Origin of the sequence: Enterobacter sp. PTB, from assembly GCF_051130085.1 — a bacterium.
In the GTDB taxonomy this organism is placed as follows: Bacteria; Pseudomonadota; Gammaproteobacteria; order Enterobacterales; family Enterobacteriaceae; genus Enterobacter; species Enterobacter ludwigii.
On the sequence record NZ_JBDKEE010000038.1, the window covers coordinates 1 to 26,123 of the forward strand.

Annotated in this window: 35 protein-coding genes; 13 read left to right on the plus strand and 22 right to left on the minus strand. The window is 50.4% G+C overall.

The genetic code is table 11. From position 1 onward, the window contains the following. The 8 genes from AAIR21_RS25290 to gpU form a co-directional block, all read right to left on the minus strand. Positions 1-658: C40 family peptidase (locus AAIR21_RS25290; protein WP_434682509.1), on the minus strand; the 658-nt coding region annotated here is incomplete at its 3' end. Position 659: 1 nt separating this feature from the next. After that, a complete protein-coding gene (locus AAIR21_RS25295; RefSeq protein WP_434682510.1) occupies positions 660-1,415 on the minus strand; it encodes a phage minor tail protein L in 756 nt (251 codons plus the stop codon). Further along, the gene (locus AAIR21_RS25300; protein ID WP_434682511.1) at positions 1,415-1,771 is read right to left on the minus strand and encodes a phage tail protein; all 357 of its coding nucleotides are present in this window, start codon (positions 1,769-1,771) and stop codon (positions 1,415-1,417) included. The genes AAIR21_RS25295 and AAIR21_RS25300 overlap by 1 nt, the downstream gene beginning before the upstream one ends. A gap of 60 nt (positions 1,772-1,831) precedes the next feature. Next, positions 1,832-4,978: a phage tail tape measure protein gene (locus tag AAIR21_RS25305; protein WP_434682512.1), complete on the minus strand. Its 3,147-nt coding sequence runs from the start codon at positions 4,976-4,978 to the stop codon at positions 1,832-1,834. Next, the gene (locus AAIR21_RS25310; protein ID WP_434682513.1) at positions 4,962-5,222 is read right to left on the minus strand and encodes a phage tail assembly protein T; all 261 of its coding nucleotides are present in this window, start codon (positions 5,220-5,222) and stop codon (positions 4,962-4,964) included. The genes AAIR21_RS25305 and AAIR21_RS25310 overlap by 17 nt, the downstream gene beginning before the upstream one ends. 65 nt (positions 5,223-5,287) lie before the next feature. Then, the gene (gpG, locus tag AAIR21_RS25315; RefSeq protein ID WP_025204798.1) at positions 5,288-5,686 is read right to left on the minus strand and encodes a phage tail assembly chaperone G; all 399 of its coding nucleotides are present in this window, start codon (positions 5,684-5,686) and stop codon (positions 5,288-5,290) included. A 59-nt stretch (positions 5,687-5,745) separates the two neighbouring features. Continuing rightward, entirely contained in the window at positions 5,746-6,498 is a 753-nt protein-coding gene (locus tag AAIR21_RS25320; protein WP_434682514.1) for a phage tail protein, read from the minus strand. Positions 6,499-6,508: 10 nt separating this feature from the next. Next, positions 6,509-6,874: a phage tail terminator protein gene (gpU, locus tag AAIR21_RS25325; protein WP_434682515.1), complete on the minus strand. Its 366-nt coding sequence runs from the start codon at positions 6,872-6,874 to the stop codon at positions 6,509-6,511. 476 nt (positions 6,875-7,350) lie between these two features. Here gpU and AAIR21_RS25330 point away from each other — a divergent pair, with 476 nt between their 5' ends. The 4 genes from AAIR21_RS25330 (at position 7,351) to AAIR21_RS25345 (ending at position 9,506) form a co-directional block, all read left to right on the plus strand. Continuing rightward, positions 7,351-7,980: an XRE family transcriptional regulator gene (locus AAIR21_RS25330; RefSeq protein WP_337253222.1), complete on the plus strand. Its 630-nt coding sequence runs from the start codon at positions 7,351-7,353 to the stop codon at positions 7,978-7,980. Positions 7,981-8,061: 81 nt separating this feature from the next. Next, the gene (locus tag AAIR21_RS25335; RefSeq protein WP_337253223.1) at positions 8,062-8,436 is read left to right on the plus strand and encodes a hypothetical protein; all 375 of its coding nucleotides are present in this window, start codon (positions 8,062-8,064) and stop codon (positions 8,434-8,436) included. A gap of 159 nt (positions 8,437-8,595) precedes the next feature. Further along, on the plus strand, positions 8,596-9,243 hold the full coding sequence (locus AAIR21_RS25340; protein ID WP_337253224.1) for a ParA family protein: 648 nt from the start codon (positions 8,596-8,598) through the stop codon (positions 9,241-9,243). Between the two features lie 14 nt (positions 9,244-9,257). Continuing rightward, positions 9,258-9,506 carry a hypothetical protein gene (locus AAIR21_RS25345; protein ID WP_337253225.1) on the plus strand — a complete coding sequence of 83 codons (249 nt, stop codon included), beginning with the start codon at positions 9,258-9,260 and terminating at the stop codon, positions 9,504-9,506. A 242-nt stretch (positions 9,507-9,748) separates the two neighbouring features. On the opposite strand, the gene AAIR21_RS25350 is transcribed toward AAIR21_RS25345, so the two are convergent. Then, positions 9,749-10,036, minus strand: a complete 288-nt coding sequence (locus AAIR21_RS25350; protein WP_434682516.1) for a hypothetical protein — start codon at positions 10,034-10,036, stop codon at positions 9,749-9,751. Between the two features lie 342 nt (positions 10,037-10,378). On the opposite strand from AAIR21_RS25350, the gene AAIR21_RS25355 reads away from it, so the two are divergent. Beyond that, on the plus strand, positions 10,379-11,353 hold the full coding sequence (locus tag AAIR21_RS25355; RefSeq protein ID WP_434682517.1) for a Rha family transcriptional regulator: 975 nt from the start codon (positions 10,379-10,381) through the stop codon (positions 11,351-11,353). 58 nt (positions 11,354-11,411) lie between these two features. Here the strand turns inward: AAIR21_RS25355 and AAIR21_RS25360 are convergent, their stop codons facing one another. The 3 genes from AAIR21_RS25360 to AAIR21_RS25370 form a co-directional block, all read right to left on the minus strand. After that, complete coding sequence (locus AAIR21_RS25360; RefSeq protein WP_052684110.1) at positions 11,412-11,708, minus strand: hypothetical protein; 297 nt, start codon at positions 11,706-11,708, stop codon at positions 11,412-11,414. Positions 11,709-12,411: 703 nt separating this feature from the next. Beyond that, the gene (locus tag AAIR21_RS25365; protein ID WP_434682518.1) at positions 12,412-12,717 is read right to left on the minus strand and encodes a hypothetical protein; all 306 of its coding nucleotides are present in this window, start codon (positions 12,715-12,717) and stop codon (positions 12,412-12,414) included. Positions 12,718-12,759: 42 nt separating this feature from the next. Further along, on the minus strand, positions 12,760-13,071 hold the full coding sequence (locus AAIR21_RS25370; protein WP_337253234.1) for a hypothetical protein: 312 nt from the start codon (positions 13,069-13,071) through the stop codon (positions 12,760-12,762). A gap of 203 nt (positions 13,072-13,274) precedes the next feature. Here AAIR21_RS25370 and AAIR21_RS25375 point away from each other — a divergent pair, with 203 nt between their 5' ends. Further along, positions 13,275-13,586, plus strand: a complete 312-nt coding sequence (locus AAIR21_RS25375; RefSeq protein ID WP_337253235.1) for a chromosome segregation protein ParM — start codon at positions 13,275-13,277, stop codon at positions 13,584-13,586. A gap of 21 nt (positions 13,587-13,607) precedes the next feature. On the opposite strand, the gene AAIR21_RS25380 is transcribed toward AAIR21_RS25375, so the two are convergent. The 3 genes from AAIR21_RS25380 to AAIR21_RS25390 form a co-directional block, all read right to left on the minus strand. Next, on the minus strand, positions 13,608-13,958 hold the full coding sequence (locus AAIR21_RS25380; protein WP_337253236.1) for a HigA family addiction module antitoxin: 351 nt from the start codon (positions 13,956-13,958) through the stop codon (positions 13,608-13,610). A gap of 96 nt (positions 13,959-14,054) precedes the next feature. After that, complete coding sequence (locus AAIR21_RS25385) at positions 14,055-14,462, minus strand: type II toxin-antitoxin system HicB family antitoxin (RefSeq protein WP_337253237.1); 408 nt, start codon at positions 14,460-14,462, stop codon at positions 14,055-14,057. A gap of 55 nt (positions 14,463-14,517) precedes the next feature. Beyond that, positions 14,518-14,703 (minus strand): type II toxin-antitoxin system HicA family toxin, encoded by a 186-nt coding sequence (locus tag AAIR21_RS25390; protein WP_337253250.1) that lies wholly within the window; start codon positions 14,701-14,703, stop codon positions 14,518-14,520. A gap of 147 nt (positions 14,704-14,850) precedes the next feature. Between AAIR21_RS25390 and AAIR21_RS25395 the strand changes: the two genes are divergently transcribed. Continuing rightward, positions 14,851-15,051, plus strand: a complete 201-nt coding sequence (locus AAIR21_RS25395; RefSeq protein ID WP_434682519.1) for a helix-turn-helix domain-containing protein — start codon at positions 14,851-14,853, stop codon at positions 15,049-15,051. Here the strand turns inward: AAIR21_RS25395 and AAIR21_RS25400 are convergent. From AAIR21_RS25400 to AAIR21_RS25415, 4 genes are all read right to left on the minus strand, one after another. Beyond that, a complete protein-coding gene (locus tag AAIR21_RS25400) occupies positions 15,032-15,310 on the minus strand; it encodes a helix-turn-helix domain-containing protein (protein ID WP_434682520.1) in 279 nt (92 codons plus the stop codon). The genes AAIR21_RS25395 and AAIR21_RS25400 overlap by 20 nt on opposite strands. Continuing rightward, positions 15,300-15,620 (minus strand): type II toxin-antitoxin system RelE/ParE family toxin, encoded by a 321-nt coding sequence (locus AAIR21_RS25405; RefSeq protein WP_434682521.1) that lies wholly within the window; start codon positions 15,618-15,620, stop codon positions 15,300-15,302. The genes AAIR21_RS25400 and AAIR21_RS25405 overlap by 11 nt, the downstream gene beginning before the upstream one ends. A 797-nt stretch (positions 15,621-16,417) precedes the next feature. Further along, positions 16,418-17,242 (minus strand): plasmid replication initiator RepA, encoded by an 825-nt coding sequence (gene repA, locus AAIR21_RS25410; RefSeq protein ID WP_337253241.1) that lies wholly within the window; start codon positions 17,240-17,242, stop codon positions 16,418-16,420. A 469-nt stretch (positions 17,243-17,711) separates the two neighbouring features. Next, positions 17,712-17,906 carry an ANR family transcriptional regulator gene (locus tag AAIR21_RS25415; RefSeq protein ID WP_434682522.1) on the minus strand — a complete coding sequence of 65 codons (195 nt, stop codon included), beginning with the start codon at positions 17,904-17,906 and terminating at the stop codon, positions 17,712-17,714. Positions 17,907-18,157: 251 nt separating this feature from the next. On the opposite strand from AAIR21_RS25415, the gene AAIR21_RS25420 reads away from it, so the two are divergent. The 6 genes from AAIR21_RS25420 to AAIR21_RS25445 all read left to right on the plus strand — a co-directional run bounded on the left by AAIR21_RS25420 (position 18,158) and on the right by AAIR21_RS25445 (position 21,077). Further along, positions 18,158-18,796 carry a DNA-binding protein gene (locus AAIR21_RS25420; protein WP_434682523.1) on the plus strand — a complete coding sequence of 213 codons (639 nt, stop codon included), beginning with the start codon at positions 18,158-18,160 and terminating at the stop codon, positions 18,794-18,796. A 183-nt stretch (positions 18,797-18,979) separates the two neighbouring features. Then, the gene (locus tag AAIR21_RS25425; protein ID WP_434682524.1) at positions 18,980-19,243 is read left to right on the plus strand and encodes a hypothetical protein; all 264 of its coding nucleotides are present in this window, start codon (positions 18,980-18,982) and stop codon (positions 19,241-19,243) included. Positions 19,244-19,399: 156 nt separating this feature from the next. Next, complete coding sequence (locus tag AAIR21_RS25430) at positions 19,400-19,648, plus strand: DinI-like family protein (protein WP_434682526.1); 249 nt, start codon at positions 19,400-19,402, stop codon at positions 19,646-19,648. Between the two features lie 201 nt (positions 19,649-19,849). Then, the gene (locus tag AAIR21_RS25435) at positions 19,850-20,026 is read left to right on the plus strand and encodes a hypothetical protein (protein WP_158407512.1); all 177 of its coding nucleotides are present in this window, start codon (positions 19,850-19,852) and stop codon (positions 20,024-20,026) included. Positions 20,027-20,063: 37 nt separating this feature from the next. Continuing rightward, positions 20,064-20,324 (plus strand): hypothetical protein, encoded by a 261-nt coding sequence (locus AAIR21_RS25440; RefSeq protein WP_025205526.1) that lies wholly within the window; start codon positions 20,064-20,066, stop codon positions 20,322-20,324. Between the two features lie 9 nt (positions 20,325-20,333). Then, complete coding sequence (locus tag AAIR21_RS25445; RefSeq protein WP_025205527.1) at positions 20,334-21,077, plus strand: glycosyltransferase family 25 protein; 744 nt, start codon at positions 20,334-20,336, stop codon at positions 21,075-21,077. Between the two features lie 3 nt (positions 21,078-21,080). On the opposite strand, the gene AAIR21_RS25450 is transcribed toward AAIR21_RS25445, so the two are convergent. From AAIR21_RS25450 to AAIR21_RS25460, 3 genes are all read right to left on the minus strand, one after another. Beyond that, positions 21,081-21,500: a tail fiber assembly protein gene (locus AAIR21_RS25450; RefSeq protein ID WP_049866893.1), complete on the minus strand. Its 420-nt coding sequence runs from the start codon at positions 21,498-21,500 to the stop codon at positions 21,081-21,083. A gap of 1 nt (position 21,501) precedes the next feature. Continuing rightward, on the minus strand, positions 21,502-23,802 hold the full coding sequence (locus AAIR21_RS25455; protein ID WP_434682528.1) for a gp53-like domain-containing protein: 2,301 nt from the start codon (positions 23,800-23,802) through the stop codon (positions 21,502-21,504). A gap of 45 nt (positions 23,803-23,847) precedes the next feature. Continuing rightward, positions 23,848-26,123: host specificity protein J (locus AAIR21_RS25460; protein WP_434682529.1), on the minus strand; the 2,276-nt coding region annotated here is incomplete at its 5' end.

Genomic DNA, 26,123 nt, shown 5'->3' on the forward strand with positions numbered 1-26,123 from the left:
CGCCATAAGGCACCCGCTGGCTGAGATGCCCGTACAGGTGATGCAGCAGCATGTTTCCTTCCAGCATGATCCCGGCGTGGTTCCACTTACCGGACTGCACCTGCATAATCACCATATCGCCGGGTCGGGGTTCACCGTCAAATTCACGGAAGCCGCACTCGTACCAGCAGTCCTGGTAAAAATTGCCTTCCTGTCCGTCCTCCCACCAGTGCCGGTCAACGCGGTAATCTGTCAGTTCTATACCGTGCTCCTGGCGAAAATACGACATGATCAGGCCCCAGCAGTCGGTGTGGCCAAGTACAAAAGGACGACCAATAAGAGGCAGATCGCCGCGGGGCTGAATGGTCAGCAAATCCCCCTCAGGCCAGCTGACGATATGCCAGGGAAGCTCTGTTGCATCGCACTGGGCTTTATCAAGATGGCTCGGCTGCGGCGTGGCATCGGGATGACTGTGCACGATGCCGGTAATGGTTCCCCAGTCCTCCGCTGCAGCATAATCTTCCGGAGCCAGATGAAACTGCTCCGTGGGCTGTGCAGCAAGGTTCCGGCACGGAAAGTAACGTTCAGTGCGGCTTTTTTGTGCCACCACGCCACAGCACTCGCGCGGATATTCCGCTGCCGCATGGGACATGATCGCCGCTATTGTCTCATCACGCATATCAGCTCCTGATTAACGATGTTCCTGGAAAACCGCCGAAGGGAAGTTCGTTATTCTCACCAAACCTCAGTCTGCAGGCGGTCAGCGTGCCGCTGCAGACATCGAGAGACGGATCGTCAACGGGATTGTTGTTCCGGTCGAAGTACTGCGTGCCGGCATAATCACAGCCATCACCGCTGCGGTATTTACCCCGGATGCACCAGGTGCAGAGCGAATGCAGCTGGCGTGTCGGGATCATCAACCCCTGAAGGTCAAACGGACTCGACAGCGTGAAGTCAACCTGGGTCTTTGTCTCGCTGGTTTTGCTGTCGATATACCAGACCTGCAGTATCTCTTCCTGCGGGTTGGCTGACGGGTTCCCCTCCGGGAAGTTTTTCGCATCGAGGTAATGAGAAAAGGTGTTATGAATGGTCACCTTCGCCTGCAGCATGTCATCGTAAGCCAGGCAGAGCGCGGTCACGACGCCATTGACGTTCGCGACAGAGAGCGTGGGCTGTGGGCTGCCACCGGAGGTTGTCATTGCCAGCCCGTCAATCTGGCACGGCCACGTGCGGTATTCAGTCCCCTGCCACCAGATTGATTTTGGTGTGAGCTTTGATGCATCACCGCCTGCAGCCTCAATCTCTTCCTGTGTATGGGGTATGTTGTAAGGATGGAAATACAGCACCTCATCCATACTAAACGCGGTACCGTCGATTTCAATAAGCTGGACAACCTTACCCGGCTCCAGTTTCTGATAATCACTGTTTAATGACATTACAGTCCTTCGGCAGAAAAACTCTGCTCAAATGTTGCGGTAATCGTTGCCTGTGTCTTTCCGTTGGGCACAAGCTTGATGGGATCTGCCGTAACGCGGTAAAGTCCTTTTTCGCCGTGTGGCGGCGTAAATATAAAAGCGTTCACACAATGGCTGCGGCAGAAATCCCGGATGGCGAGCGCGGTTTCGAGGGGGCCGCGATAGGAATAAGAAAATTTTATTTGCTCTGAATTAATACCGTCCTCAGAGACCTGCATATAACCATCGCCAAACTGAACTTTTTTTACCGTCCGTGTATATTCAGTTTCAGGCTGACCGGCGACCTGAGTTGGCCACGTAAATATGTCAACAGCCATATAATTAACCCGTAAAAAAGCCCGCGCGGGGCGGGCGATGACAGATAACAGGGGAAACAGTTAACGTTTCCCGTTTATTGCATTCCAGAGCGGTGTTCCTGGCTTTTGCGCCTGGTCAGATATCACGCTGACGATAGCCGGTTTCAGCTGACGCATAATCGCTTCAGAGCCTGCAGATGACATTGTGCTGCCACCTCCTGACTGGCCGGAACCCTGCTGCGATGGATTGCTCCCGACAAAAACACCGCCCATATTGACCGTCACACCACCATTACCGGAACCACCGACACCGCTCGCCACCACGCCAAGCTTGCCGTTAGCGCCACGGCGCAGAGGAAGGATAGCCTCCGGGCCAGCCTCCCCCATCACACCACCGCCTTTTGCAAAGGCAAAAAAGGTCGGGCGATCAACGACGGTACCGCTGTAGGCACTGAGGCTCGGTGAGGTGTAAACACCGCCGTCAGCATGAGGTATCAGGGCATCCCAGCCAAAGGCACCGGCGGCCATTTTTGCCCCTTTGACCATGCTTATCTTCACCATCATCTCGGTAAACATACTGATAATCGAGACAGTGAAGCTTTTGAAGCTGGCCTTGCCCCTGGTCAGCATCTGGGACAGCTGGGTACTGAAGCCATTCAATGCTGCAGTTTCCAGGTCGCGGGTTTGTTGATACAGATCCGTTGCTGAATCAGCAAAGTCTGCCCAGCTTTTTTCTGCCCCTTTCTGGTACTCATCCCGCAAAGCGCTTCGCTCATCAAAGCTTTTTTGCGCAGCTGTCACCTCATCCTGGTAAGCCTTCAGTGCGTCATCGTGCTCTTTCCCGGTCAGTTTTGATGCGGGGTTCTTTTCATAACCAATCTTGAGCTGAGCCATCTGCGCATTAAGCTGCCCCTGCCGGTCAGATACCGTCGCGTTCTTCAGGTAAAGCTCTGTAGCCTGCTGTTGCTGGGTAACATAATCAGTAGACGTTTTCTGAAATGCAGCAAGCTGTTTCTGGGCAACTATCTGATCGCCTAATATCGCCTTCTGTTCAGCCAGCGCAAGGACCTGGTCTTTGCTGGCAAGCAGGGATTTTTCCTGCGTTGTCAGCTGCCGCTTACCCGACGCCTCTTCCAGCACGGTAAACTGCGCCTCCTTCATCCAGAGATCCTTTCTCTGCTGGCTGATGGTGTCATTGATGCCTTTTTGCTGCTTAAGAACATCAAGCTGCGCCTGGAGTGCCAGTAGCTCTTTCTGCTCCTGGTCTTCGGCGCGATCGCCTGCAGGCGTGACGTAGGATTTTGGTTTTTTAGCCCTGGCTTCCTTCGGTAATTTATAAAGCTTCTGGATCCCGGCGCGGGCTTTGGCTATCTGCTCTGCGGTCCAGAGTTCAACTCTATGACCATCAGGAAGATTCTTCGTCTCCTTTGCCGCTCGGGCATTGGCCTCTATCGCTTTATTTAACTCTTTTTCTGCCTGCGCCTGTTTTTCAATATTTGTTGTGCCAGCGTCAGTGTATTTATTAAATAATATTTGCCCGTCAATAGCGTCATTATTTAATTTATTAGCCTCTGTTTTTTTCTGGTTATATCCATCCTGAGATTTCATTGCGAACTCGAGGTTTTTTATTTTTTCCTCAAGCTGGTCTTTATCAACACCCATCGCATTATTTTTAAATCGTCCCCAAATCCCTTCTTTGGCATTATCCTGAATTTCTGCCAGGGTATTTTTCATCGTCTGGAGACGTGTGGCATCGCCGTCAGCCCGACCAATATTAAGCAACTCATCCCACATGCTCTTGAATGCGTTACGGGTCGCCAGCGCAGCACGCTCGATAAGGCCGAGGTTATCAATAACCTGCTGGCTTCGCTGCTGCTCTGCATGACTGTAAGCGTCAGCAGCTTCCTGCCCGGCTTTCTCTTTATCGCCGCGTTGTTCCAGCGCAGAAATGTATTCAAACTGCGCAGCGGTGAGGTAATGCAGCTGTGAGTTCAGATCTTCCGAGGCTTTGGTGGGATCGTCGTAGAGCTTCTGGAATTCTTTGATGGTTTCGTCAACCGCTTTCCCTGTCGCTTCCTGCATGGCGACGGCGGCGCGTGTGACACCTTCAATCTGTGAGGCAGCAAAGTGACCGCTGCCGACCACTTTCGCCAGAACGCCGGCTGCCGCATGCTGAGTAATACCATTGCCGCTTATCGACCGTGCCAGCGCCTGCAGCTGCCCGCTTGTCCTGCCCGCATAATCCCCGGTCAGAATCAGCTGCTTATTGAACTCTTCCCCTTCCTGACTGCCTTCATACCAGGCCTTTCCGAGGCCGTAAATGGCCGCCGTGATACCACCAATAACCCCGGCAATCCCCAGACCTCGCAGGGTCATCAGCTGGTCAATCCATCCGGCACGGTTGGCCAGAGTGATACCGGAACCCCGCAGCGCACCAATGTTGCCGCGCGCCAGCTCGCCAATCATGATCCCGATTTCCCGCCGTGCCGCTGCACTGTGTTTCGCGAGATCGTTTGTCGCTTTTTTGGCCTCGTCGAGCTTACGGATATAAATATCAGCCGCGTCACTGACGCCAAGCTGCGCCGCCTTGTGGCGCAATAATTCAGTCGTCGACAGGCTCTGCACGGCAACCTGTGATTTCAGCTTCTGAATGAAGCTCACGCGGGCAGCAGCGGTCTTCTCTTCTTCCGTGCGAAGCTCTATCTGACGCTCTGTTGCACGGCTGACCAGGGCCAGATAGTCTTCCTGCGAAATTTTTGCGTCAGATCTGGCCTGCCTGAGCCTGGACTGAAATGACGTCAGGGACTTCATCTCACCCGTCAGCGCCTTAATACCATCAATTTCGCGGTATAAAGACTCGGTGTAATCGTCCTGCTCTTTTTTCGCTGCCGCAACGCTGTCGTTGTTCTCCTGAATCTGCTGCCGGAGAGCCGCGATGCGCTGATGCGCTTCATCGACCGATTCGGCAGTTTTTTTCCAGTCTTTCTGCATTGCATCAGCAGCAGCGGCCTGTTTTTCCTGAATATCGGTTGCAGCGCGGGAACCTTCATCCCCCATCTGCTTCAGCGCGTCAGTCTGCTTTTTCGTGGCGCTGGCCATTCTTGCCTGAACTTTGTCAGACTCGTCAGCCATCCCCCTGAGCTGCCCTCTGATTCTGGCAACCTGCTCGGTAAACGTGGCACTGTCCACATCAAGGTTGATGACTAAATCACTAATCTGCTGGGCCATACCTCACCCCTCCAAAAAGCCCTTCTCCTGCCAGCATCAGGTCGTCATCCATCCTGCCGACATCTTCCTCCCCGGAAAGAAGACTGAATTCTTCATCGGATATGTCAGCCTTGCCCGTGAGCATCGCCACAAGAAGCCCTTTTGTCGTGGCAAACTCGGCATCGAGCAGCTCGTTACTGAATGGCGTCGATGCAAAGTACTTCACCCACCCCGAGTATTCCGAGGCGCTCATTTCACTTAACATGCGCCGCCAGTCAGGACGCCGGAACTCCTGCGCCAGTCGATGAACAAAGTCACGCTCACGGGCGGCTATTTTTCCAGAGGAGCAGCGCCTTCATCCGCATCATCTGTGGGCTTCACGTCACCATCAGATGCAGGCTCTTCAGGCTTCATGTTGCTGAGGCGCTGCACCATATCGACTGCAGCGTTAAGCGCTTCCGATGACCAGGTTCGCATCACTTCCATCTGGATTTCGTCTTCATTGCGTTTGGGGGTACTGTGCCAGAGCGATCGCGATACCAGCCAGGCATTAACCTGCACATTGGTTTTCATGATTTTCGCGGTGCTTAATGCATCCGTGGTGTTTTCCGACAGCGTCGCTTCCAGGCTGGCGAGATACTCAAAATATTCAACACGCTGCAGCGCGGATAACTCATGCAGCACGACGGATTCGCTTCCCAGCGGGAGGCTGTCTTTTTTCAGAAACATGGTATTTACCTGTAAAAATGGCTCCATCAGGAGCCAGAGAGGAATAAAGGAAGGGAAAATCAGGGAGCAGGAGCGGCAGTAACAGTGACCGTTGCAATCGCCACAAAATTACCGTCCGGTGTCATACCGATAATTTCAGCAGTACCGGCAGCCACGCCTGTGATGGTCGCCACACTATCCAGAACGCTGATGGTGACCACAGACTGATCGGATGAAACAATCCGCAGGGATTTATCGGTTGCACCCGCAGGAGCAAGGGTAAAGGTCACTTTTGCCGTCTTGCCGGCGACAACCGAAGGCGCGGCAGGCGACACCGTTAATCCGGACACCGCCACAAAACCGGAGCGGTCGTCTTCGGCAAGAGACGGTTTGCCGGAGTTGGTGACCTTGACGGTGCGGGTGATCACCTCTTTCGCCGTTACCGCTTTGCCAAGACTGCTCACCCAGCCCCGGAAGACGTCAACAGTACCGTTCGGGTACTTGATTTTGTAGCCGCGAACATCGCCCTGATCGAACCAGGTAACCAGCCCCTGCTGCCCGGACTCTCCGGGTTTCCACGCCAGCGTGAAGCTGGTATCGCCGGCTGATTTCTCACCCTGCCCCGTGGAACTCCAGTCGGCATCATCATCGTCAAGATAGGTGTCATCGTAGGACTCTGCTGTCATTTCCCCTGGCGTCAGATCCTTAATTTTTGCCAGGCGTGTCCAGTCAGCATCGCTGAGAGGATTGCTGTACGGGTCGCCGTTTCCGGTGTACAGCCAGAGCGTGGTGCCTGCCCCTTTTACCGGTGCAAGCGGATTTGGCATTGTCATAATAAAATCCTTACATTGAATAAGTGATGGTATAGGTCAGATCCACCGATCCCCACGTAGCCATATCCTCATCGCGTCGATAGTCATAGCCATTCGGGGTAATGGTCTCGATAAGCAATTCCAGCCCCGGAACATCCACCATCGCCGGATAAATCTTTTCTTCCATCCAGATATCCAGAGCGGAATCGGGGCTGATTGCTTTCAGAAACACTTCAATATGCAGAATCGCCTGCCAGGCATCGTCATCCAGGGTATCGCCGGTATACCCGGCATCGGAGAGATACACCGCAACGGCGGGGAGCTCATGCTCTTCAAGAAAGACGGGGCGTCCGTCGAACCAGGTTATGAGTCCAGCGGGCGGTAATCTTTTCGCCAAAAAGATTGCAGCGTTCAGGTGGTAACTCGAGCTCAATAAAAAGACGCTTAAGTCTGGAAACATCACTGACAAAAACTGAGCCTGTTAATCGTCTTACAACAGGCTCCCCAGCCTGTGTTGCCTCATTTTTTTTCGCTACAAACGCCTGTAACAAATCCTGAAAATCAATCTGATTATTTGAGCACTGGATTAAACGTTGCAGGCTTGCGGGCGTTGGGTAGCGTGCAGAACGGCACCAGGCCCCCAGAGAGGAGACCGAAAATTTAAATTTGGCCGCACAGGCCCGCTGCCCGCCATGCTGAGTTACCCAATCCTGTAGCGTCACACGTCACACCCTTAGAAACTTCCAATTGGGAGCGATAATTAACCACGAATCGGGATTAATCAAGATAAAAAACGCCTTTTTGTAGTCAATTGGGAAAAGTGACTACAAAATGTGTTATGCTGACTACAATTTGAGGCTGGATTCCATAGATATGAACAACGAAAAAACCACAATGGCCATCCAGGTAGGACACCGGATCAGACAAAAGCGGCGTGAAGCGAAAATGTCAGTCCAGGACCTTGAGGAACGGACAGGTATCCCAAGAAGCACACTACAGAATTATGAAGCAGGGATAAGACTCGCCCCTTTAAAAAGTATGAAAACACTTAGTGCTGCTCTGAAGGTATCGCCGGCATGGCTGGCTACACTAAGTGATATGGAAGGTGAAAGCGGCTCCCTTGCGTTCTCTCCTCTACCAAGAATAGGCTCAGCAGACGCGATTACCTCCGTGGCTTTCAATACTGCAGTAATCGAAGCAAAGCGCCTGAAAGTTAGCAATCTGGTAATGATGAAAGTTGAGGACGATTTATTATCCCCGGAGATCAAAAAGGGCGCTGATGTCCTGATAGATACCTCCATCACCTCCATCGAAAAAACTGATATTTATGCAATAAAAGATACTTCCGGTCGCATAATGTGCTTATGGGGCCGAAAAGAAATCGGTAAAAATGAATGTCTTATATACGCTACAAATGACACTCATTTTCCACCAATCCGGATAACGGAATCGGAAAAGGTAGAAATTGTTGGTCGAGTTGTCACGATCGTTATGTGGCGTTAATAGAAAGCACGCGTACCGTGCTTTCTGTTGCCTTTTGAAACCACACAGCGGGTCAAAAACTACATATTGAGAACATGCTATATGAAACAAGAACAGTACCCCGCGTATACCATTCTTACCAACTCAGCGCTCTCCAATGCTCAGGCGCTTGAATGTATGTTCGAGGCATATATAGATGAACAAGAAACGGAACTGCTGGAATCTGCAGTTTGTATTGCCAAAGAACAAGTAACCATTGTTCGTAGCATTCGGGATATTTCAGAACCAGACCCGGAAATAATAAAACTTGCAGCCCGCACTATTGGGGCATTTCTTATGGTTTCTTCACTAACTGAAAAACTAGATTCTGAAGAAAAAAAGGAAACTGATGGAGAGTTGCCAGAATCAATCCTCACCATGATAAGAGCCTGCATCTTATCCATCAGAACAATACGTTGCAACCTTACTACCATGTAAGATTTGCGGGTCTAGGCCCGCTTTATGACTTGATATAAATATATAAAGATATATTTATATCAAGTTATCTTGCCTCCCTCTCCTGCCTGATGTACACTCCCTCTAGTTAGATATAAATATATCTTTATATCTAAAAACACAGAAAAGGAGTCTCGACAAATGACCATTTCAATCGCCTTTGCATCCGGTAAGGGTGGAGTAACAAAATCAACGCTGGCGCGTGCCGTGGCGGTGTCATATGCAAAAGCTGACTGGAAAGTAATGGTTGGCGATCTGGATATCGGCCAGGCAACCTTTGCAAACTGGATGCGACGCCGTATAAGTGCAAATCTGGAACCAGTATTTGACGTACAGTCACTGGGTACAGTGACGCAACTTAAAAAACACCAGGATAGCGAACAATACGATCTCGTTATTGCTGACTGTGCCGCGTTCGCGTCAAAGTCAACCATAGACATAGCCAACCAATGTGACCTCACAGTTATTCCGACCTCGTTTAGCCTTGATGACCTGGAATCAACTGTAAATACTGCAAATAGCCTGGTTCGCGCTGGCGTACCTGCTCAAAAACTGGCGATCGTCTTTAGCGGCGTATCAGAGAACGAATCAGATTACGAGGGCGCGCGGGCCTATCTGGAAAAAACCCCTTACACCGTTATTGATGGTTTTATCCCGCGTAAACCGGCCCTCAGTAAAGCCCAGGACACCGGGCGGAGCATTGTTGAATGTCAGTATGCCGCGCCGCGCCAACGAGCGGAGAACGTTATTCAGGGCATTATTGACCGCGTAGAAGAATTAACCGCATAAGGAGTAAAACGAACATGGCCGGACCATCAAAGAGACCAGCGCGTAAAGTGACGGATAAAGGCGAGCCGCCAAAGCTGGAAGACACAGCGGCCGGTATTGAGACAACGGCTAAAGCAGGGAGAGAGGCGGACGGCGGTAAACAGCTGCTGTTAAGGCTCGATCCTGAGCTGCACCGCGAGTTTAAAACTTACGCGTCATCTAACGATATTCCAATGAAAGAGCTGTTTGAAAAGATGTTCAGCTTTTATAAAGCAAATCACTAACAGCTATGTGAGGTGGCCACCGTTGGAGCGGTAGCCACCTCGACACAACAAAGGGGAGTTTGTTATGTCTGAACAGCAATATACCAGGTTATTCCGCACACGTCTAAAAGACCTCAACCGCCTACCTGCCGGGCGATTGATGGCCCTGCTATCTACCCGCCCAGAGTGGGTCCGTAACGCCGTTATTAAAAGCCTGATGCGCGCCAGCGCTTAAACACTTGCCGGGGTCTTACCCCGGCTCGTTATGGCTGTTTGCTTTTGTAGAACGCGGCGGCGGTAAAAATAGAGCCGATCAGCGTAATGAAACAGCCAATAATGATATGGCCTAGCTGTGAGAACAACAGCCCAAAGTTAACCGTTTCATTGTTTACAGACGTTGAAGAGAGCAAAGCAACAGCGCACCAGATAACGCCAACGGCCATTAAGATGGCTCCAAACGCCATGCTTTTCGGCATAGCTTTAATCATTTTGTAAGCAAAAAAGGCGAACAAAACGACTACCGCGATCATGATTATGTGAAAAAGACTCATAGAAACTCCATGTAAAATGTGAGGCTTAAAATAACTCCATGATCGACTTACGCGCAAAAAAATCTTGCGCGACTGATATCCGGGCGCTATCGTTCCGCCATCGCTGCAAAATCAGCGATCGGGATTGGCGTCCCGGATATCAATACGACGCATACCGCGTTAAGCGGTTTTTTTATGCGTTAAGCACGGCCACATTCGCGATTTATGGCGGGGCGTGTGGGGGAGCCGCAAGGCTCGCCGGGTTCTCGTATTGACCGGTTACGCCAACCCTGTACGCTTCGCCACCCCAATTGATTGGCGTCATGGGTGGCGATAAAACCAATTCAATACGGGATTATCACCATGAACACCAGCTTAACCACTAATCCAGATCACTTCGTCACGTCTTTAGACGGCCAGTTAATCACCTCATCCTTACTCGTTGCAGAAGCCTTTCACAAAGAACATAAAGACGTTCTTAGAAAGATAGAATCTCTCGATATTGCCGAAAATTTCTCGTCAGCGCATTTTTACGCTCACGTACAAAAAATCAAAGCTGGCGCGGTTACGCGGGATTCCAAAGTTTACCGCATGACCAAAGACGGCTTTATGTTGCTCGTTATGGGGTTCACCGGTAAACGCGCAATGGATATCAAGATCGCCTATATCAACGCCTTTAACCGCATGGCTGCCCAGCTGGCCCAGCAAACTTCCCCCCGCCTCGATGGCCAGATAACCCCAGAGCAACAGGAAGCACTAAAACAGCTGGTCCTGACGCGCTCTAAGAGCGTGCCACCAGAACACCAGCCACGCGCCGCTATTACCCTTTGGTCTGCCCTGAAAAGCCACTTTGGACGCTCCTACAAAGAGATTGAAGCTAACCAGTACAGTGAGGCGCTGGCGCTCGTTCTGCGGATTCCACTGGCCGGTGATCGTCCACCAGCTGATGACCGGGAATCGGTAGACAACGTTATGTTGTTAACGGATAGCACCTATCGGACCCAGGCTCTCGAATACATTGATGACCTTTTAACACGCTGCAATGATTACGCTGAGGCGAAAGGGATCGACGTAACCCAGTGGAATCCGGCCAACTACGAGCTGGCCGCCAGTGGTCTTTTAGCTGACCTTCTGCGCCATACGCGCGCGGAGTTGTCTTTTGATTCATTCTTGCGGCCGGTGATTAAGGTTCTGCCAGCTGGGGCCCTCTACCTGTCGCCGGGGAGTGATGAGGCTATGAGAGGTCTGGTCTCCAGGGTAGTAAGTACAGAGACGCTTATGGGGATGATGAGTGAGGGACTGGCCAGACTGGATAGAGAGCGAAAATCGGCAAAATAAACATGCTGTGACGCGTCACAGAAGCAACAAGGGCCGCTCTTTGCGGCCCGTTTTATTATTAATTCATTTCACTGAGAGCCGTAGCAAAATCGGCCTCATCGAGATAAACAGTAAAGGAGTCGCAAAAGTAGTAAGGGCCGCTGATTACCATACGGTTTTCATCCATGTATACGGATGCCCCTTCCTGATTCTCTTTCAGCCAGGTTAACGCGGTCTCAGCGTCAGAGCGGCGGCTTGATGAGTCATAAGCGTCATCGATACGCATTACAGAAGAACAATGAATAATGCCTTTAGCCTGAGAAAGAACAGAAGCAATTTTTTTGAATGCGTTACGACGGATGGTTACATAGCTCATTGATTTATCTCCTCATGTGGCCCTGACGTTATGTCCGGCCGATGAATATATAATAGGACTTTTAGTCCTAATCGGCAAGCCCTTTTTGATATATTTATATAAATATATATTTATATCATAAAAAGAAAAGGCCCCCGAAGGGGCCTCCCTCGCTACTTGCCGGAGACGTTGATCGTCACGTTCAGAGAGTTGTTAGAAACCTTCCAACCCTCGCCCTGTGGCGATAACAAAGCCCCGGAGACAACGAGCAAAACACATATGTATTTTTTCATTGAATGGTCTTTACAGACCGTTTCACGGCATACCCACCGACGAATAAGACGCGAGAGCAAGCACACTGCTTGTGCCTGCATGTACGGCAATGGATTATCCTTACCTTAAGTCGGTGCCCGTTTGCGAGGCGGCGGAAAGGTCCAGGCACATAGTAACCTGGATAAAGCGATGGATTAAAGGAATTGCCACAATACAAACGTGTCATAAATTTCGGTAAATCTGACGGCACCACCTTCGTTTTGTAGTTACAAGTCACGTAGTGTCGGTCAAATCTCATTCAGTTTTTAAAGCCAGCTATAGACATGTATTACCTTTTGGGTAAAATGAATGTGCTGCTTGTGCTTGCATAGCTGCCAGGACCGCGAATCCGAACAGCACAGAAAAACCACCCTTTGAGGTGGTTTTTTTGTATGTATATATAAAGATATATTTATATCTTAACCATATCGAAAGCAGTGTTGTCGGGGATCATCCCCAGCCCCGCAGCATAAACCAGCAGACACCAGCCGCCATAAGTCGGAGCCGGTGCGCCCACTTTCCATTTACGTATATTTCGCGGGTCCACGCCTACATACTGGCCAGCCTGAGACTCAGTAAAACCGGCCAGCTGTAGAACTAAACGCACATCATCAGGGGAAGGGCGTACCCACCCCTTAGAGAACGGAGCCAGAGTTGCAGGGTTTAACCCTTGCTCGATGGCGCGCGCCTGAGCGGCCATAATATCAGGAGTGGTCATATCGGGTCCTTTTGCAAAAAAGGCCCCCGGAGGGGCCTGATTTTATAAATGAGTGTCCAGGCCTGTCAGTTCGGTAAAGGTGGACTGTAACTCATCGCAATATACATTCTCCACGGTGTCCACCAGCTGAGCATCCATCCCACGGATTTTCCATGCCTTGATAGTGTAAGTATCTGCCGGGGTCAGCTCGATCCAGAGGCGGGAAATTCCGTTTTTCACATAATGCGCTTTTTTCGGTAAATCCAGCTGCAAACCAGATTTCAGGGCCATGTAATTTTTAGCGCCGGTCATCACAGTAAAACGGTTGCCGCCCAGCTGGGAAAGAATGGTGTTTGCGATTTCGATTGAGGTCATGGTTTCTATCTCTTCATGTGGCCTTGACACTATGTCCGGCCGATAAGTAGATATTAGGACTTTTATTCCTATCATGCAAGCTTTTTTTGATATATTTATATAAATATATATCTTCTCCCGCGCCGTGTGTACTTTCCCATAGTTATTGATGTGACACATCTTTAATGATAGCATTCATGAAAATCACCTTAATGATGTGACACATGAATAACCAGACTTCAACGCGCCTCTCTGGTGTGCAAAAAGATATTCTGTTTGTGCTGTATGGCCTGACGGAACGTAAGAACATAGATGGCCCGCTACCGGCTATGACGATTCTGGAGCTGCTCAACCGTGGGCGGCTTAACCTGGTAGCCGATACCAATTTTCGGCGCTCATGCCATACGCTGGCGCAACATGGCTTACTCAACAAATATCGCGATCGCCAGTCCTTAAAACTCGCGTTCGGCCTCACGGCTACCGGCAGTGAGATCGCCCAGGGCATATACCGGAAACGAATTGACGATATAGGATAAAAAAACCCGCTAAATAGCGGGCTATAAGGTGACGGTTTTAATATCAGTTACACCGGACGGCCTGGGGGGGCCATGCAATATTTTGTCCTGCTCGGTGTATACTCTAATTGCTGACGTGTCTATCTGGTCCATCCACAGGTAAACATCATAAGCGCTCTGCAGTCCAAGCCAGTATTCAGGCGTACCCCCCAACGCTGCAGCAATGCGAATTGCCAGCGGCGGCGTTAGTGCATTATTCCCTACCAAAAATCGCTTTAATGTCGAAGGGGTTACACCAATGTTCATCGCAAAGCTGCGGCCATTAATCCCCATATCAGCCAATACTCTGCCGATGATCTTCCCTGGGTGAGAAATTGTAAGCTGTGTCGTCATAACTTTTAACCTTGCAACTTTCCGCTTAATCCATAACGTTTGGGGGATTTGGCGAATATAAGCTAAAAAGCCCGAACATGGCGGGCATGAACGGGCTCAGGAATTTCGGGCTAACTCATGACGGGCGGCATCAGCCAGGAATCCACTACGTGAGCTGTAGACACCGGCGCTAACCGCTGAATCAATCCGGGCCAGTAACCCGCCTGATAACGTGATCTGAACTCGCCTGGCCTTGCTGTCAAATTTAGTCATGTCGATAGACACACCTGACCAGATCCCCCCCTGGCAATCTTCATGGCCTAAATAGTTTTCTACCGGCTCACCTTCGGGAACGTCGTAACCCTCATCAGCGCTAAACTCAAAGTGGGCCTTTAACGCGCTATGAGCATCGGCCAGCGCTTCCTCAAAGGAGTCACCGGCAAAAATACAGCCAGGCACGCCCGGAAAGAATCCGCTATAACCTGATCCAACCTCAGTTTTATGGATGTACGCTGGGTAAAACATGTTTCTTCTCCAATGACAGGGTTTCCCCCAGGCTGGCCAGTGGCCAGCCCTCCAGTTATTTCTTAAGTCCTGCTTTCTTCAAAATTGAGTTAAGCGTTCCTACGCTCAACTCTGACTTGGGGTGTGGCACTGTTACCACGTATGGAAAATCAGGATGCTTAAACTGGTGGTGACTGCCGTTCACCCGTTTTAATTCCCATCCCTGAGCCTCCAGCATCTTGATTAGATCCGCACTCCTCAATTTTCCGTCCCCGCTGGCTGTCGATGTGTACATTATACATATCACGAAAGCGTAGACAATAGTGATGTGTATTTTATGTGTATAGGTAACGAGGGCCAGGGAAACGAAAACGTACATCATGGATATTATTTATGATAAAGTGACATTATGGCACTTTATGAGACTGGTTTTATGAGCGGTTTTGAATTGCGCATCTGGCGCAGGGGAATGGGCTGGGATCAGGAACGGGCGGCGGAAGAACTCGGCGTCAGTCTGAGAAGCTACAAACGCTATGAGAAGGCCAGTGAGGTAGCCAGACTGATCGAACTGGCTACCTTTGCCCTGAGCATTAAATTTGCTGTAGCCTGAAGTTCACTCCACAGGCGCGGGCATAGCGACACAGCGTTTCGTAGCTCATTTTGGTCGCATTTTTTTCCATTCTGGACACCGTCGGCGGTTTTATCCCCATGCGTTCCGCGACCTCTGCAGAGGTTAACCCTGCCTCAACTCGCCAGCCGTGGAGCGTTTCCTGAAGCTGCTCAAGAGCCTCTTCGGCTTCATAAGCGGCCCGGTACTCAGCATCGCGCATCGCTTCAGCATGAATCTGGTCGAGCGTTTTATATTTCATGTTTCATTTCCTCCAGTCTGCGGAATGCAAGCTCTGTCTCTGCGGGAGGGGTTTTGGGCGATTTTTTGATAAAAATGCGCAGCAGGAAAATTCTTTCCCCTGTCTGGTAGACCCATAAGCCCCTCGCTATATCCGTCCCCATCGTCCTAATTTCAAACAGACCATCGCCCAGCGGCTTAGTGTCCGGTTCCCGGAGCGAACGGGGGTCAGCTTCCAGCTTTTTTAACAGCCGGGTCATTTTTGCCCGGACCGGAGCAGGCAGTGCCAACAGTTCCGTTTCAGCTTCATCATGAAAAATTACAGTGAACACAAGCGTTCCTCCTGTAATTACATTAGCTCAAAGGCTAACTTAGCGCAAGGGCTAATATTTCATAAAAAACGGCCCTATTTAACATAATAGACGTTATCGGAACCACGCCAGGAGCACTCGTTACGATATCGAGACTAACCGGCCAAAAGGGTACGTTTTCCCTCCTGAAAATGGCCGTTTTTAATGTTGCTAATTTGTTATCAAAAACGCCTTTCTGATTTGACCCAATTTAAGACCCCAAACGGCCGTTTTAAGCAATCTTTACTTTCAGGCGAATAGTGAGCGGTCATTTTTAGTTTAAGGCCACCAGCTGGAGAGGAGGACGGCAATTTTCCATTCTGGCCACAAATCGCCCCCCTCGATCCTGCCAGACGGTTTTTTATTCCACGGACAGGATCGCAATGCTGTGGTTTCCGGTCGGAGACGTGGGGGTCCTGTAGCGGGTTGCCCGGCTATGCCGGGTGCTACCTTATGCTGTTGACCTTCCGAACCGGCGCGGCGCTTGCGCCGCTGCAAGGGCGGTCATTTATCTACATTCGCAGGATGCGATAATAAGTAGATCTTTTACAGATAATAAATAAAAGAAAAAAAACAAAGAAACAGAGCAGATAAAATTGAGAGCCATTCGCAAATAAAATAACAAAACCATTTGCGTATAATGTTGATAACAATAATGGGTGAGGAGTTTTCAGGCTGGATCGAGGGCGATAACGTGGGTGATTGGTCAATAAACGAACAGTTATTTACTTCAGGCGAGCGAATCCACCGCAAGCCAATGCGGTTAGCGGGGAGGAGATCTATTCAGGTAGGGGAGGTGGTGTTACGCGCCGTAGAAGGGATTGGGCGCGTTTTTTGAGGCCGTCAAGACCTAACTCGATAAGCGTGGCCAATGGCAGAGACTTGTGTAGGGATTGAATCATAGTGTGCAGCTGGCGCTCTTCTTCCTCGCGAGCTGCGCGGCGGGCTAATGTCAGCTCCCGCTTACGCTTAGCCTTTTCAGCGCGGCGTTCTCTTTGCATTTTACGCCATGCGGCTACACGTTCCGCCAGGCGCTGTTTTAGATCCGCCTCTTCCTCATCACCATACGCCAGCGGTTTTCCGTTGAAGTTGGCACGCATACGCGCGGCCGCGCGCCAAGCGCTTTCCGTTGTCCCGCAAATGGCCATGCCAAGAGCGGTAATCACAACTACAGCGGATAAGAACTGGCCAGAGGATGGATCACGCTCTATCCGGCTTTCAGTAGCGCCAGCCGCATCCAGAACCTTAAGCGCCCTGGTAAATCGCGTAATGTACGTGTTACCCGCAGCGGACTTACCCTGGAGCCCACATTGAGCCGCCATACTGGTACAACTGATCGTTGTTGAGGCTGTGATAACGTCCGCGTTTGCTATCAGCGTTCGTAGCGTCGCATTTATGCTGTTACGGCCATGCTTACGGATAGTACGTTTACGGCCGGTTGACGGCATATAGAACGCGGGGTGAGCGGTAAGATCGGTTTCGCCCATACTGGCAAGCAAGCGCGCAAGAAATGCGGGCATTTTCTGCTTGTATGTGTCCGGCCGTTTGTATCTCGGATCGGGGTTGATGATACCCGCCCGTGGTTTGGGTGCGTGGTTTTCCATTTTTCTGACCTAATGCCTGCGATTCGCTTGCATTGTCAGCATGGCCCACACTATAATCGGAGTTGTCGAGGCTCGATTTGTTGTGTGGCTTATTTTTTGCTGACAATGATTTGAACCGCAGAGGCCCGCTAATTCGTTAGCGGGCCTTTGTTCTTCTAGACTCCCGCGATACCCTGCGAAAGCGCCCTAAATCCCATACTGCATTTTTTGCTACGTTTTGTAGTCAATGGGTGAACTCTAGCACATGACCAGACGTTATGCATCAGATCACTTGCTAACTGGATCCAAATTACACAACCCATTGATGAAGATCCAGAAAGGATCGCAAAACGATCCGAATTCTACTCCTACACAACACCACGTCAAACAGATACTTAACCAAACGTGATTACACCATAGTGATCAATCAACAATAACTCCGTTCGGGGTAGTGACCGGGTTGCTGCGATAACTGCCAGCTTTCAGGTGCTCACTGAAGGCTGAACACGCTGGCCTTTCTCCGTTCGCACAGCTCGTGCCGGGTCTGACACCAGGCTTCGTTGGTGGCATTTTTCGCCAGGCCCTGAGCGGTCTCCCACAGAGCGGCGGCATGGGCATAGCAGCCCTCTGTTTCCAGTCTGGCCGCCATCGTGGCGACCTCGCGGTATGAGGTGTTTTTTTTCATGTTGTGTCCCTTCTGTTGTCCCGGTTGGGGTTATGGAGGTTCTGACCACCGGGTGGTCAGACGGGTTCCTGTGGCCGGATATTTTTCTCCGGCCCGGGGGCCTTCGCCGGAATCCCGGATTTTTCCGGCCTCTTGCCACAGATGACAAAAACGGCAAAAATCAGTCTGTTGTATGTTGCCGGTCTCGGGTCAGCGCTGACCCTGAGGCTTACGCCCGGCATCACCGGGCGCTTACCACTCAGGAATCAGCCATGACATCAGAACCGACACGTATCGACTACATCATCGAGAAGCACGCCATCACTGAGAAAAGCGAAACGCCCCGCATCGCCAGCCAGTGGCAGAAGGTGCTGGCCGAATGTCAGCAGCAGCGGCTGGGGAGTGAAGAGCGGTTACGTCTGGCGTTATGCTCGGTGGATTACGTCACCAGCTTTGAGCTGCCGTTTCGCCTGTTACTGATTCGCACCCCGCAGCTGATGGACCGGCTCTGTAAGGAGCTCAACGTCCACAAAAAGCTCGTCACCATCAATGACGGTAAGCGCGGCACGGTTTACAGCCTGACATCCGACTTCGCCGGCGTTCCTGATACATTCCACTACCAGCGCAGCGGTAAAATCCGGCGTCTGACCGGCGGCGATGTGACCACCGACCGCTATATCAGCATTGCCAGGCAGACCACAGAGCCCCGTAACCGGCTCCGCCTTGCCTTCACGTCCGGACTGCAGGTGACCGCCCTCGATGCGCTGCTTTTCTTTGGCGTGCAGCGGGTGGCATCTGATGTTTCCGTTCTCCGGAAAGAGGGGCTGAATATCGGCCTGCGGCACGTTGACACCTTTGACAGCGCAACGCAGGCCGTGCGCTCAGTGCCGCTGTATTTTGTCGAGCGCTGAAATGCCCTTAATTTGCTCTCTACACAATAGCCAGGTAAAATAGATAACAATGATTATAAATTCAGTTAATGCCAAAAAATTAAAGGAAGATTTCTGTGATTCATTGGTTAAGAAAGGCTAACAGAACAAAAAAATTACATTTTTAAAAGGTTAAAACTTAAGTTAAAGCTTAAGCTATTAAGCATGATAACTGTACAGGGCCGGATTTTTCGCTCAAGGAATGAGATAGAGGAAAATCACTTAGTAATACCATTCATAGGGAAAGGAATTGGCGACGCTGTAGTCATTGGTGGTGCAATTGATACACTGGTTAAAAACAACTATCGTGTATCTATTATCGCAGATAAAAGAACTCACTTCCTATTTAAGGAGTGGAGTAATTTAGAATCCCTTTACTTTTATGACACCAATAATAAAAAACAGTTAATAAATGGATATAACGATTAAACACAATAATCATTTGTTTTAATTGATATTTAAATAACAAATTCAATTCACCATGTACGTTAAAATGTACACACATCACAATCCAATTCCTTGACTCTGTATAAATAACCAGTTAAATAAATACTGTTTATTTAACCAGTAAAAAGGAAGGCGGTTATGCGTATCGAAATCAGCATTGCGAAAGAGAAAATCAGCAAAATGCCGAAGGGATCAACCGAGGCATTAAAGCAGGAAATGACTCGGCGCGTCAGTAAGCGCTACGACGATGTGGAGGTCATTGTTAAATCGGCCAGCAATGACGGATTGTCTGTTTTTCGGGTCACCGATAAAGACGACGCGAAAGCATTTGTACAGGAAACCCTACAGGATACCTGGGAGAATGCGGACGACTGGTTTGTTCGTTAATCACCATGTAAACTCTGCGCCGGCTGGCAACCATTCAATACTCGCACTCCATCTGGCCGCAGCCCGTTCTTGCATACGACGTGGCTGCGGCATCATACCTCATTGTCCAAACTATCATTTGACAATAAGCCCTAAAGGGGCTACCATTGCATTATAGGGTTACGAATTGTTCGAGACCCGCGCATCCCGAAAGGAAGAATAATGAGCGCTAATGAAATGACCCAGGCAGAGTTAGCAAAAGTTAACGCTGAAATTGCAAAGCTGATTGCTGAAACATCAAAGCTTAATAGGGAGTCAGCCTGGTATCCGATTGTCGTGGCATCAGGTCTAATCGGTGCAGTGGCCACCATCACAACGGTATTGCTCAAACTAATTTAATAAATAAGCCCTTCGGGGCTTTTTTAACAGGTGCATCATGCCACTCATTGAAAGTTATACCCCGCCAGCACCAGAGGACCTTGCTCAACTCAAAGAAGTTCTTGGGTTAACTGGTAACCAGATGGCTGATCTTGCTGGTCTTGCTGGAAGTAATCATTGGAGAAAATATACCGGTGGTGAGTCCCCAAGGGTTATGGGAATGCATATGCTCTTTTATATGGCAGCACAATTAGCATTAAGTAAAGAAGAGCTAGTAAAAGTGCTTGATAAAATGCGTGATATGGGCGCAGAAATATAAGGATTTAAAATGAAGTGTTACATAATTAACATGCAAAATGAGCCAAATAAAAGACACCGTATCACTGCACAATGTCAGCAATACGGTATCAATTATGAAGTTATAAATGCCGTGGCGGGTAAAGAATTAAGCGGAGAGGTTCTTTCTACAGTTACTCATGATTACCCAACCTGTAACCTAACACCTGGCGAAATTGGGTGCGCTTTAAGCCATCTCCATATCTACTCAAAGATGGTCTCTGAAAACATACCACATGCATTGATACTTGAAGATGACGTAGTTTTAAATGGAAAGGTTTTAGATGTACTCGACTGCATAACAAAAACCATCAAGAAATCAACACCAGAAATATTTCTCTTGAACAACCCAGAGAGTTACCATCCTAAATTCAAAAGACCAGTGACGGACACCCTTTTATTTTATAAAATGGCAAGAGCTAGCCAAGCTTGCGCCTATGTTATAAACAAACAGTCTGCGAGTAGATTACTAAACTTCAATTTACCGATTAAATTTGAAGCTGACAGATGGATGTTTTTCCGAGATTTCTGCTCAATAAAAATATGGTGCCTTGATGAAGGTTTGATCGATAGCAATGATGCAGACAAAACTAAATCCTCTCTTGAGTTGGGGAGAAAGAAACTTAAAGACATCCGCGAAAGCTATATGAATAAATTGCAAAAAAAACAGAAAGGTTATCAATTAAAACGGATGATCAATTTAATGCTTAAGAAAATAAGCTATAAATCAGTGTGAGAGTTAAAATTCTGGAACATCAGTCCATTGTATATCGGGTGCTGTTGACGTATTGACGCGATTCAACAGTACCCGGTAATTTTTCCATGCAATTAGCTGGGCATTTTCTTCATCTGTTGCCATACCGAGATCAGCCGCATCCTGGAGAATGGCAATTTTCTCTCTGACCTCCGCCAGCAGTTGCCGCTTCGTCCCCTCAGCCACAACCACGGGGTCAACAACTGGTTCGCTTAGTGTCGGCCTTCCGTTAGCGTCCGGGGTGATTTCCAGGCCCTCGCTCTGGCCGCTAAGCAGGGCCTGGTATTCCGCTTCACTGATATCAACGGTGTCCTCAGGCCAGGTTCCTGCTTCTTCATAATCCTTTTTTAACTCAAGAGGATAAAATGCGTTAGTGCTCGCACTATAGAAATATGTCATCGTCATTTTAATATCCTATTGCAAACCAATAAGCACCATAACTATCAGTACCGATAGATGCACCGGTAGCGCTAAGGCTGGTTACATAAGTCCAGTTATTCGCGCCACCATTGTTATTTGGGCGAATGATGGTATTTTGAACAGATACGCATTTCGATGGAAAAGCGATTGGAAATGTAACGTTCACGTTCGTTGGTGAAGAACTGGCAACCTTGCCCCACTGGAAAATCAGACCAGTGGATGCATCTTTAAACCACCCATTATCTGCTTTGCTGGCAGAATTTTTCCCACCGTATCGGTTATCAAAGTTGGTATAGTTGCCGGGAATAACCTGGCCACGGAAACTGGCAATGCCAGACGTGGAAAGACTGAACTCTTCCTGAACATCGGTATTGCCGGTTGCCAGTCGGTAAGCTCCACCCTGTACGGTCTCGTGCCAGACGGTATCGGCACTTCCGCCACGAAATTTCCTGAGGTAGTTTTTAGCGCCTGCGGTGCCAGTGGTTAATGCGGTTTCGTTGTAAGTGGCCTGGGGTACACCATCCTGGTTGATGGTGCCTGTGACATTTCCGCCGGTCAGCTTCAGGTAGCGGGAATCAAAATTACCGTAATCCCCCGGAACAAACTGACCCACCGTTTTCATCTGCTTGCTGGCGCCGGCATATGAAAGTATCGAATTACCCGCAGTTGAATCTTCGTCAATACGAAGGCCGCTGCCGTCAACAACGATGAAGTATTTTTTCCCGGTATCAGCTTCCGAAAACTGAATAATCGGTGCGTTATCGTTTATTTCCAGGTTGCCGGTTAGTTTTCCTCCAGTAAGAGGTAATGCCCCAGTATCAGCGGCGGTGGGTTTGTATCCCGAACAATAAAAGCGTTCCCATACCGCTGTTTTTTTAGAAACATCAACATTACCAACGTAATACTCTTTATTGCTAATCAGTGCGACCCAGTACAGACTGGCATAAATGTTTGTCGCCAGCACCGCATAGCGGGTGTTGCCTGAATCGTCCGGCACACCTGCGGTTGGAGTTTCATTACCTTTACCCAGGGCGTTATACGCACCGCTGCACGCGATATCGAAGATACTTTTCAGGAATATCGTGGTGCCGTTTGCAATGCCCCATCCACCATACCCGACAACAGGCACCCGCCCTGCTGTTGTATCGGTCATGGAGGTGACGATATCAGCATCCGCCGCACTGCCAAGCGTTACCCCACCCTCGTCATCCGGCGCTTTTCCGTTAACGGTTTTGACGGTGCCGGCAGACGCGTTTCTGGCGGCAGCCTCTGCCCTGTCGGCTGACTGACTGGCAGATGTTGCGCTGGATGCGGCGTGTGTTTCACTGGTGCCTGCCGATGATGCACTGCCGGCTGCTGCCGTGGCGCTGCTGCCTGCCGTATCAGCACTGTGTTTTGCTGCTGTGGCAGAGCCTGCTGCATCACCGGCACTTTTCGCGGCTGCTGTGGCGCTGCCACCTGCTGTATCAGCGCTGTTTTTTGCTGCCGTGGCAGAGCCGGCTGCATCACCGGCACTTTTCGCGGCCGCTGTGGCGTTGCTGCCTGCCGTATCGGCACTGCCTTTTGCCGCCGTCGCAGAGCCTGCCGCATTGCCGGCACTTTTCGCTGCTGCTGTGGCGCTGCCACCTGCCGTATCAGCGCTGTTTTTTGCTGCCGTCGCAGAGCCTGCTGCATCACTGGCACTTTTCGCGGCTGCCGTGGCACTTCCGCCCGCTGTATCAGCGCTGCCTTTCGCAGCTGTCGCAGAAGATGCAGCTCCTGACGCACTGGCTGATGCCGCTTTCGCGCTGTTATCTGCCGCTGTTTTATCGCCGGCAACCTGTGTCGCATCCCTGTGGATCTGGTCGGCAAGCGGCTGGATTTTTGACAGGTCTGAGGCGTTTGCCAGGTCACAAATTTTCAGCCATGACGGCCCCGTGTAGGTGGATCCGTCTGCCATCTTAATGGTCACATCACCGTTCGTCTCCAGCAACTGATACCAGTTATTGATTTCAAGAATGCGGGAACGGATAGCATACGCCGTATCAGCGGCTATCTGTGCGCTGATACTGTTTAACGTATCGCGCGGCATGGCAGTCCAGGCAATATTCCCCTGGGCCGGCCCGTTGTATTCACGCGCCATGATGAGGTTAGTGGCATCCGTAATCGTTTTGACGGGCAGCGTATAGGTCACACCACCAACAGTGGCAATAATAAAATCACCTTCTGCAAGGTCAGTTTTAAAATCTGTTCCGCTTCCCGTCACTGCCGTTGAATTGTTTTTAAGGCTGATAAAACCTGCAGACATAATAGCCCCTCATTAATCATTAATGATAATCAGATAGTTTAAAATTTAACCGTATGTGAATGAGCCAGTCCCGCGACTGACCATAATTGTCGGCGCAAGCGCCTTGTCTTTCTGATTCGCCGGCCGGGACTCAACGGTGATGGTGATATCTCTGGTTTTAATACCTGCAACCGCGTGCCGGATGGTGTGATATCCGCTACCGCTGTAATTAAATTTCCTCGAATTTCCTGCAATATTGATAGTCACCGCCCCGCCCGTTCCGGCTGAATCTACCGTCAGCTCAAAAACAACATTTTTGGGTAAGGCACTGTCTCCGGAATCGGTAAAGGTGTATTTTTTTGTCAGAATACCCCACGATTTCTCATCAAGGTTGAACATATCAAAGTCAGGCGCAACCCCCATATTGGCAATGTCACCCACAAAATGCTCGGCTTCGACGGTCCCTTTAAATTTCCCGCTCGTCGCGTTAATTTCCCCGGTAAAAGAACCGTTCCTGGCATAAACGTCCCCCCTGAATATCGCGTTACTGAATTCAGCATCACCGTTTTTCCCGATATACCAGCCGCTGACGCCTTTTACATAGTTCAGCGAATAAATCTCACTGCCTATTTTGGCATTCGTGATGGTCCCGTCGTGAATGAATGCCTCAGTGATAAATACCTGTCCGTTAATCACGGCAAAGGGACAGAACTGCGTATCACCGCTGCCGCTGAGCAGAACGAACTGGTCGGCATTGAATCCGACGCGGGTGACAACCGCCTGCCCCGTTTCGGCAAGAACCGCCAGCGACATCCCGGCGTTGTACATCACACCATCGACAATCACGCCGGCCTTCAGGGTGTAGATGGCAGTGGCACCGTCACCGTCCACAACTGCCGTCAGCTTCTCCTGAATGGCGGCGGTCATATCATCCATCTGGGCTTCAACCTGAGTGGTCAGGTCAGCCAGCGCTTTCGTGTTGTCAGCGGTGGTTGTCCCGACGGTCAGGATATCTGCCCGGGTCTGGCCATACTGCGCCCACTGATGCTCAACCGTCGCGTTATTGGCCAGCGCGTTCTGCAGGATCCCATCAATGTTGGTATCAATATCGCTGGTCAGCTGCTTGCCGTCGTCATCGGTCAGGAAGTTATTGGTGATGTCGTTAAAGTAATCATCCGAATCGGCGTTGGCCATCCCCTTAACCCAGTCGGTCCAGCCTGATTCATTCCCCGTCTTGTCGACCAGCTGCGCCCGGTACCAGAATACCTGTCCCGCCTTCAGCCCCTGCTGGGTGTATTCAGACTGCGGATAGGGGACGTCAGACAGCAGCAGCGGATCGGACTGGTCGCTGTTTGCGGTGTACTGAAGCTCGGTTTTCAGCGTGTCGCTGGTATTTTCCGGGAACCCCCAGTCTATCCGTATACCCCAGTTGATACCTGTCGCGGTAAGGCCCACCGGCACTGGCGGATTCCCCACCTTGCCCGTCAGCGTCTTCTCTTCAGAATATCCCCAGTCGCTGGAGACTTCGCCTGCGTTAATCGCCCGCACGCGGGCCAGATAGCGACCGGAATAAATTCCCGGCACCTCGAAGGAGGTCGTCGAGCCACGCGGGACGTTCACCCAGTTGCCGTCATTGCGACGCCACTGCGCCTCATAGGAAATGGCATCCTTTGCCTTGTCCCAGTTGACCTGCATGGTTTCCTGGCTGATACCCTGATTCACCACTGAATAGCTGTCGATGATGATATTCTGCGGCGCAGCCTGGCTGCCTGACGGGATGACGCTTATCGGACGCTGGTCGATGATGGCACCGGTATCGATGCGGGCATATTTGTCCGGGTCATGCGCAGCGGCAGTAATATCAAACGTGCCATCACCATTATCCGCGACGGACGTCACGCGGAACTGCTGGGCATACAGCGCATCGGACTCAATAATCCAGACACATTCCGCTTCAGGCGTTTCGCTGTATGCCGTGCTGACGGTAACAATATTGCCGTTCACGGACTGTATCGTCCTGTACTGACTGGCACCTGACGGCAGGTTCACCATCATCCTGTCACCGATGCCGGCATCCGGAATGCGATCGAGCGTCAGCGCACGACCCTTTACGCTGCTTATCCTGCCGCCCAAATCTTTCCCGGATAAATTTCTGTCTGCAACGGCAATAATGTATCCGGGCTGCGGAATGTTGCCGTCGAGGCCAACCGAAAGCGACACCACCCGGCCATTGTTATTGGTCAGAATGCCCCAGCGCCCCTTCCGGTTTGCCTCTGACTGGCGGGTGCAGCCGATAGCCGTCATTTCCAGCTGATTGAAAACCCTGTAACGGGCCACGAGGT

What these genes read in the sequence shown, in the direction of transcription:
- AAIR21_RS25375 (WP_337253235.1), top strand. Translation starts at nt 13,275, where the DNA reads ATGAATAACCAGACTTCAACGCGCCTCTCTGGTGTGCAAAAAGATATT.
- AAIR21_RS25345 (WP_337253225.1), top strand. Translation starts at nt 9,258, where the DNA reads ATGGCCGGACCATCAAAGAGACCAGCGCGTAAAGTGACGGATAAAGGC.
- AAIR21_RS25295 (WP_434682510.1), bottom strand. Translation starts at nt 1,415, where the DNA reads ATGTCATTAAACAGTGATTATCAGAAACTGGAGCCGGGTAAGGTTGTC.
- AAIR21_RS25330 (WP_337253222.1), top strand. Translation starts at nt 7,351, where the DNA reads ATGAACAACGAAAAAACCACAATGGCCATCCAGGTAGGACACCGGATC.
- AAIR21_RS25445 (WP_025205527.1), top strand. Translation starts at nt 20,334, where the DNA reads ATGAAGTGTTACATAATTAACATGCAAAATGAGCCAAATAAAAGACAC.
- AAIR21_RS25360 (WP_052684110.1), bottom strand. Translation starts at nt 11,708, where the DNA reads ATGAGCTATGTAACCATCCGTCGTAACGCATTCAAAAAAATTGCTTCT.
- gpG (WP_025204798.1), bottom strand. Translation starts at nt 5,686, where the DNA reads ATGTTTCTGAAAAAAGACAGCCTCCCGCTGGGAAGCGAATCCGTCGTG.
- AAIR21_RS25355 (WP_434682517.1), top strand. Translation starts at nt 10,379, where the DNA reads ATGAACACCAGCTTAACCACTAATCCAGATCACTTCGTCACGTCTTTA.
- AAIR21_RS25350 (WP_434682516.1), bottom strand. Translation starts at nt 10,036, where the DNA reads ATGAGTCTTTTTCACATAATCATGATCGCGGTAGTCGTTTTGTTCGCC.
- AAIR21_RS25340 (WP_337253224.1), top strand. Translation starts at nt 8,596, where the DNA reads ATGACCATTTCAATCGCCTTTGCATCCGGTAAGGGTGGAGTAACAAAA.
- AAIR21_RS25450 (WP_049866893.1), bottom strand. Translation starts at nt 21,500, where the DNA reads ATGACGATGACATATTTCTATAGTGCGAGCACTAACGCATTTTATCCT.
- AAIR21_RS25380 (WP_337253236.1), bottom strand. Translation starts at nt 13,958, where the DNA reads ATGACGACACAGCTTACAATTTCTCACCCAGGGAAGATCATCGGCAGA.
- AAIR21_RS25420 (WP_434682523.1), top strand. Translation starts at nt 18,158, where the DNA reads ATGACATCAGAACCGACACGTATCGACTACATCATCGAGAAGCACGCC.
- AAIR21_RS25435 (WP_158407512.1), top strand. Translation starts at nt 19,850, where the DNA reads ATGAGCGCTAATGAAATGACCCAGGCAGAGTTAGCAAAAGTTAACGCT.
- AAIR21_RS25415 (WP_434682522.1), bottom strand. Translation starts at nt 17,906, where the DNA reads ATGAAAAAAAACACCTCATACCGCGAGGTCGCCACGATGGCGGCCAGA.
- AAIR21_RS25300 (WP_434682511.1), bottom strand. Translation starts at nt 1,771, where the DNA reads ATGGCTGTTGACATATTTACGTGGCCAACTCAGGTCGCCGGTCAGCCT.
- AAIR21_RS25335 (WP_337253223.1), top strand. Translation starts at nt 8,062, where the DNA reads ATGAAACAAGAACAGTACCCCGCGTATACCATTCTTACCAACTCAGCG.
- AAIR21_RS25395 (WP_434682519.1), top strand. Translation starts at nt 14,851, where the DNA reads ATGGCACTTTATGAGACTGGTTTTATGAGCGGTTTTGAATTGCGCATC.
- AAIR21_RS25305 (WP_434682512.1), bottom strand. Translation starts at nt 4,978, where the DNA reads ATGGCCCAGCAGATTAGTGATTTAGTCATCAACCTTGATGTGGACAGT.
- AAIR21_RS25365 (WP_434682518.1), bottom strand. Translation starts at nt 12,717, where the DNA reads ATGACCACTCCTGATATTATGGCCGCTCAGGCGCGCGCCATCGAGCAA.
- AAIR21_RS25400 (WP_434682520.1), bottom strand. Translation starts at nt 15,310, where the DNA reads ATGAAATATAAAACGCTCGACCAGATTCATGCTGAAGCGATGCGCGAT.
- AAIR21_RS25385 (WP_337253237.1), bottom strand. Translation starts at nt 14,462, where the DNA reads ATGTTTTACCCAGCGTACATCCATAAAACTGAGGTTGGATCAGGTTAT.
- repA (WP_337253241.1), bottom strand. Translation starts at nt 17,242, where the DNA reads ATGGAAAACCACGCACCCAAACCACGGGCGGGTATCATCAACCCCGAT.
- AAIR21_RS25320 (WP_434682514.1), bottom strand. Translation starts at nt 6,498, where the DNA reads ATGACAATGCCAAATCCGCTTGCACCGGTAAAAGGGGCAGGCACCACG.
- AAIR21_RS25430 (WP_434682526.1), top strand. Translation starts at nt 19,400, where the DNA reads ATGCGTATCGAAATCAGCATTGCGAAAGAGAAAATCAGCAAAATGCCG.
- AAIR21_RS25310 (WP_434682513.1), bottom strand. Translation starts at nt 5,222, where the DNA reads ATGTTAAGTGAAATGAGCGCCTCGGAATACTCGGGGTGGGTGAAGTAC.
- AAIR21_RS25440 (WP_025205526.1), top strand. Translation starts at nt 20,064, where the DNA reads ATGCCACTCATTGAAAGTTATACCCCGCCAGCACCAGAGGACCTTGCT.
- AAIR21_RS25455 (WP_434682528.1), bottom strand. Translation starts at nt 23,802, where the DNA reads ATGTCTGCAGGTTTTATCAGCCTTAAAAACAATTCAACGGCAGTGACG.
- AAIR21_RS25370 (WP_337253234.1), bottom strand. Translation starts at nt 13,071, where the DNA reads ATGACCTCAATCGAAATCGCAAACACCATTCTTTCCCAGCTGGGCGGC.
- AAIR21_RS25425 (WP_434682524.1), top strand. Translation starts at nt 18,980, where the DNA reads ATGATAACTGTACAGGGCCGGATTTTTCGCTCAAGGAATGAGATAGAG.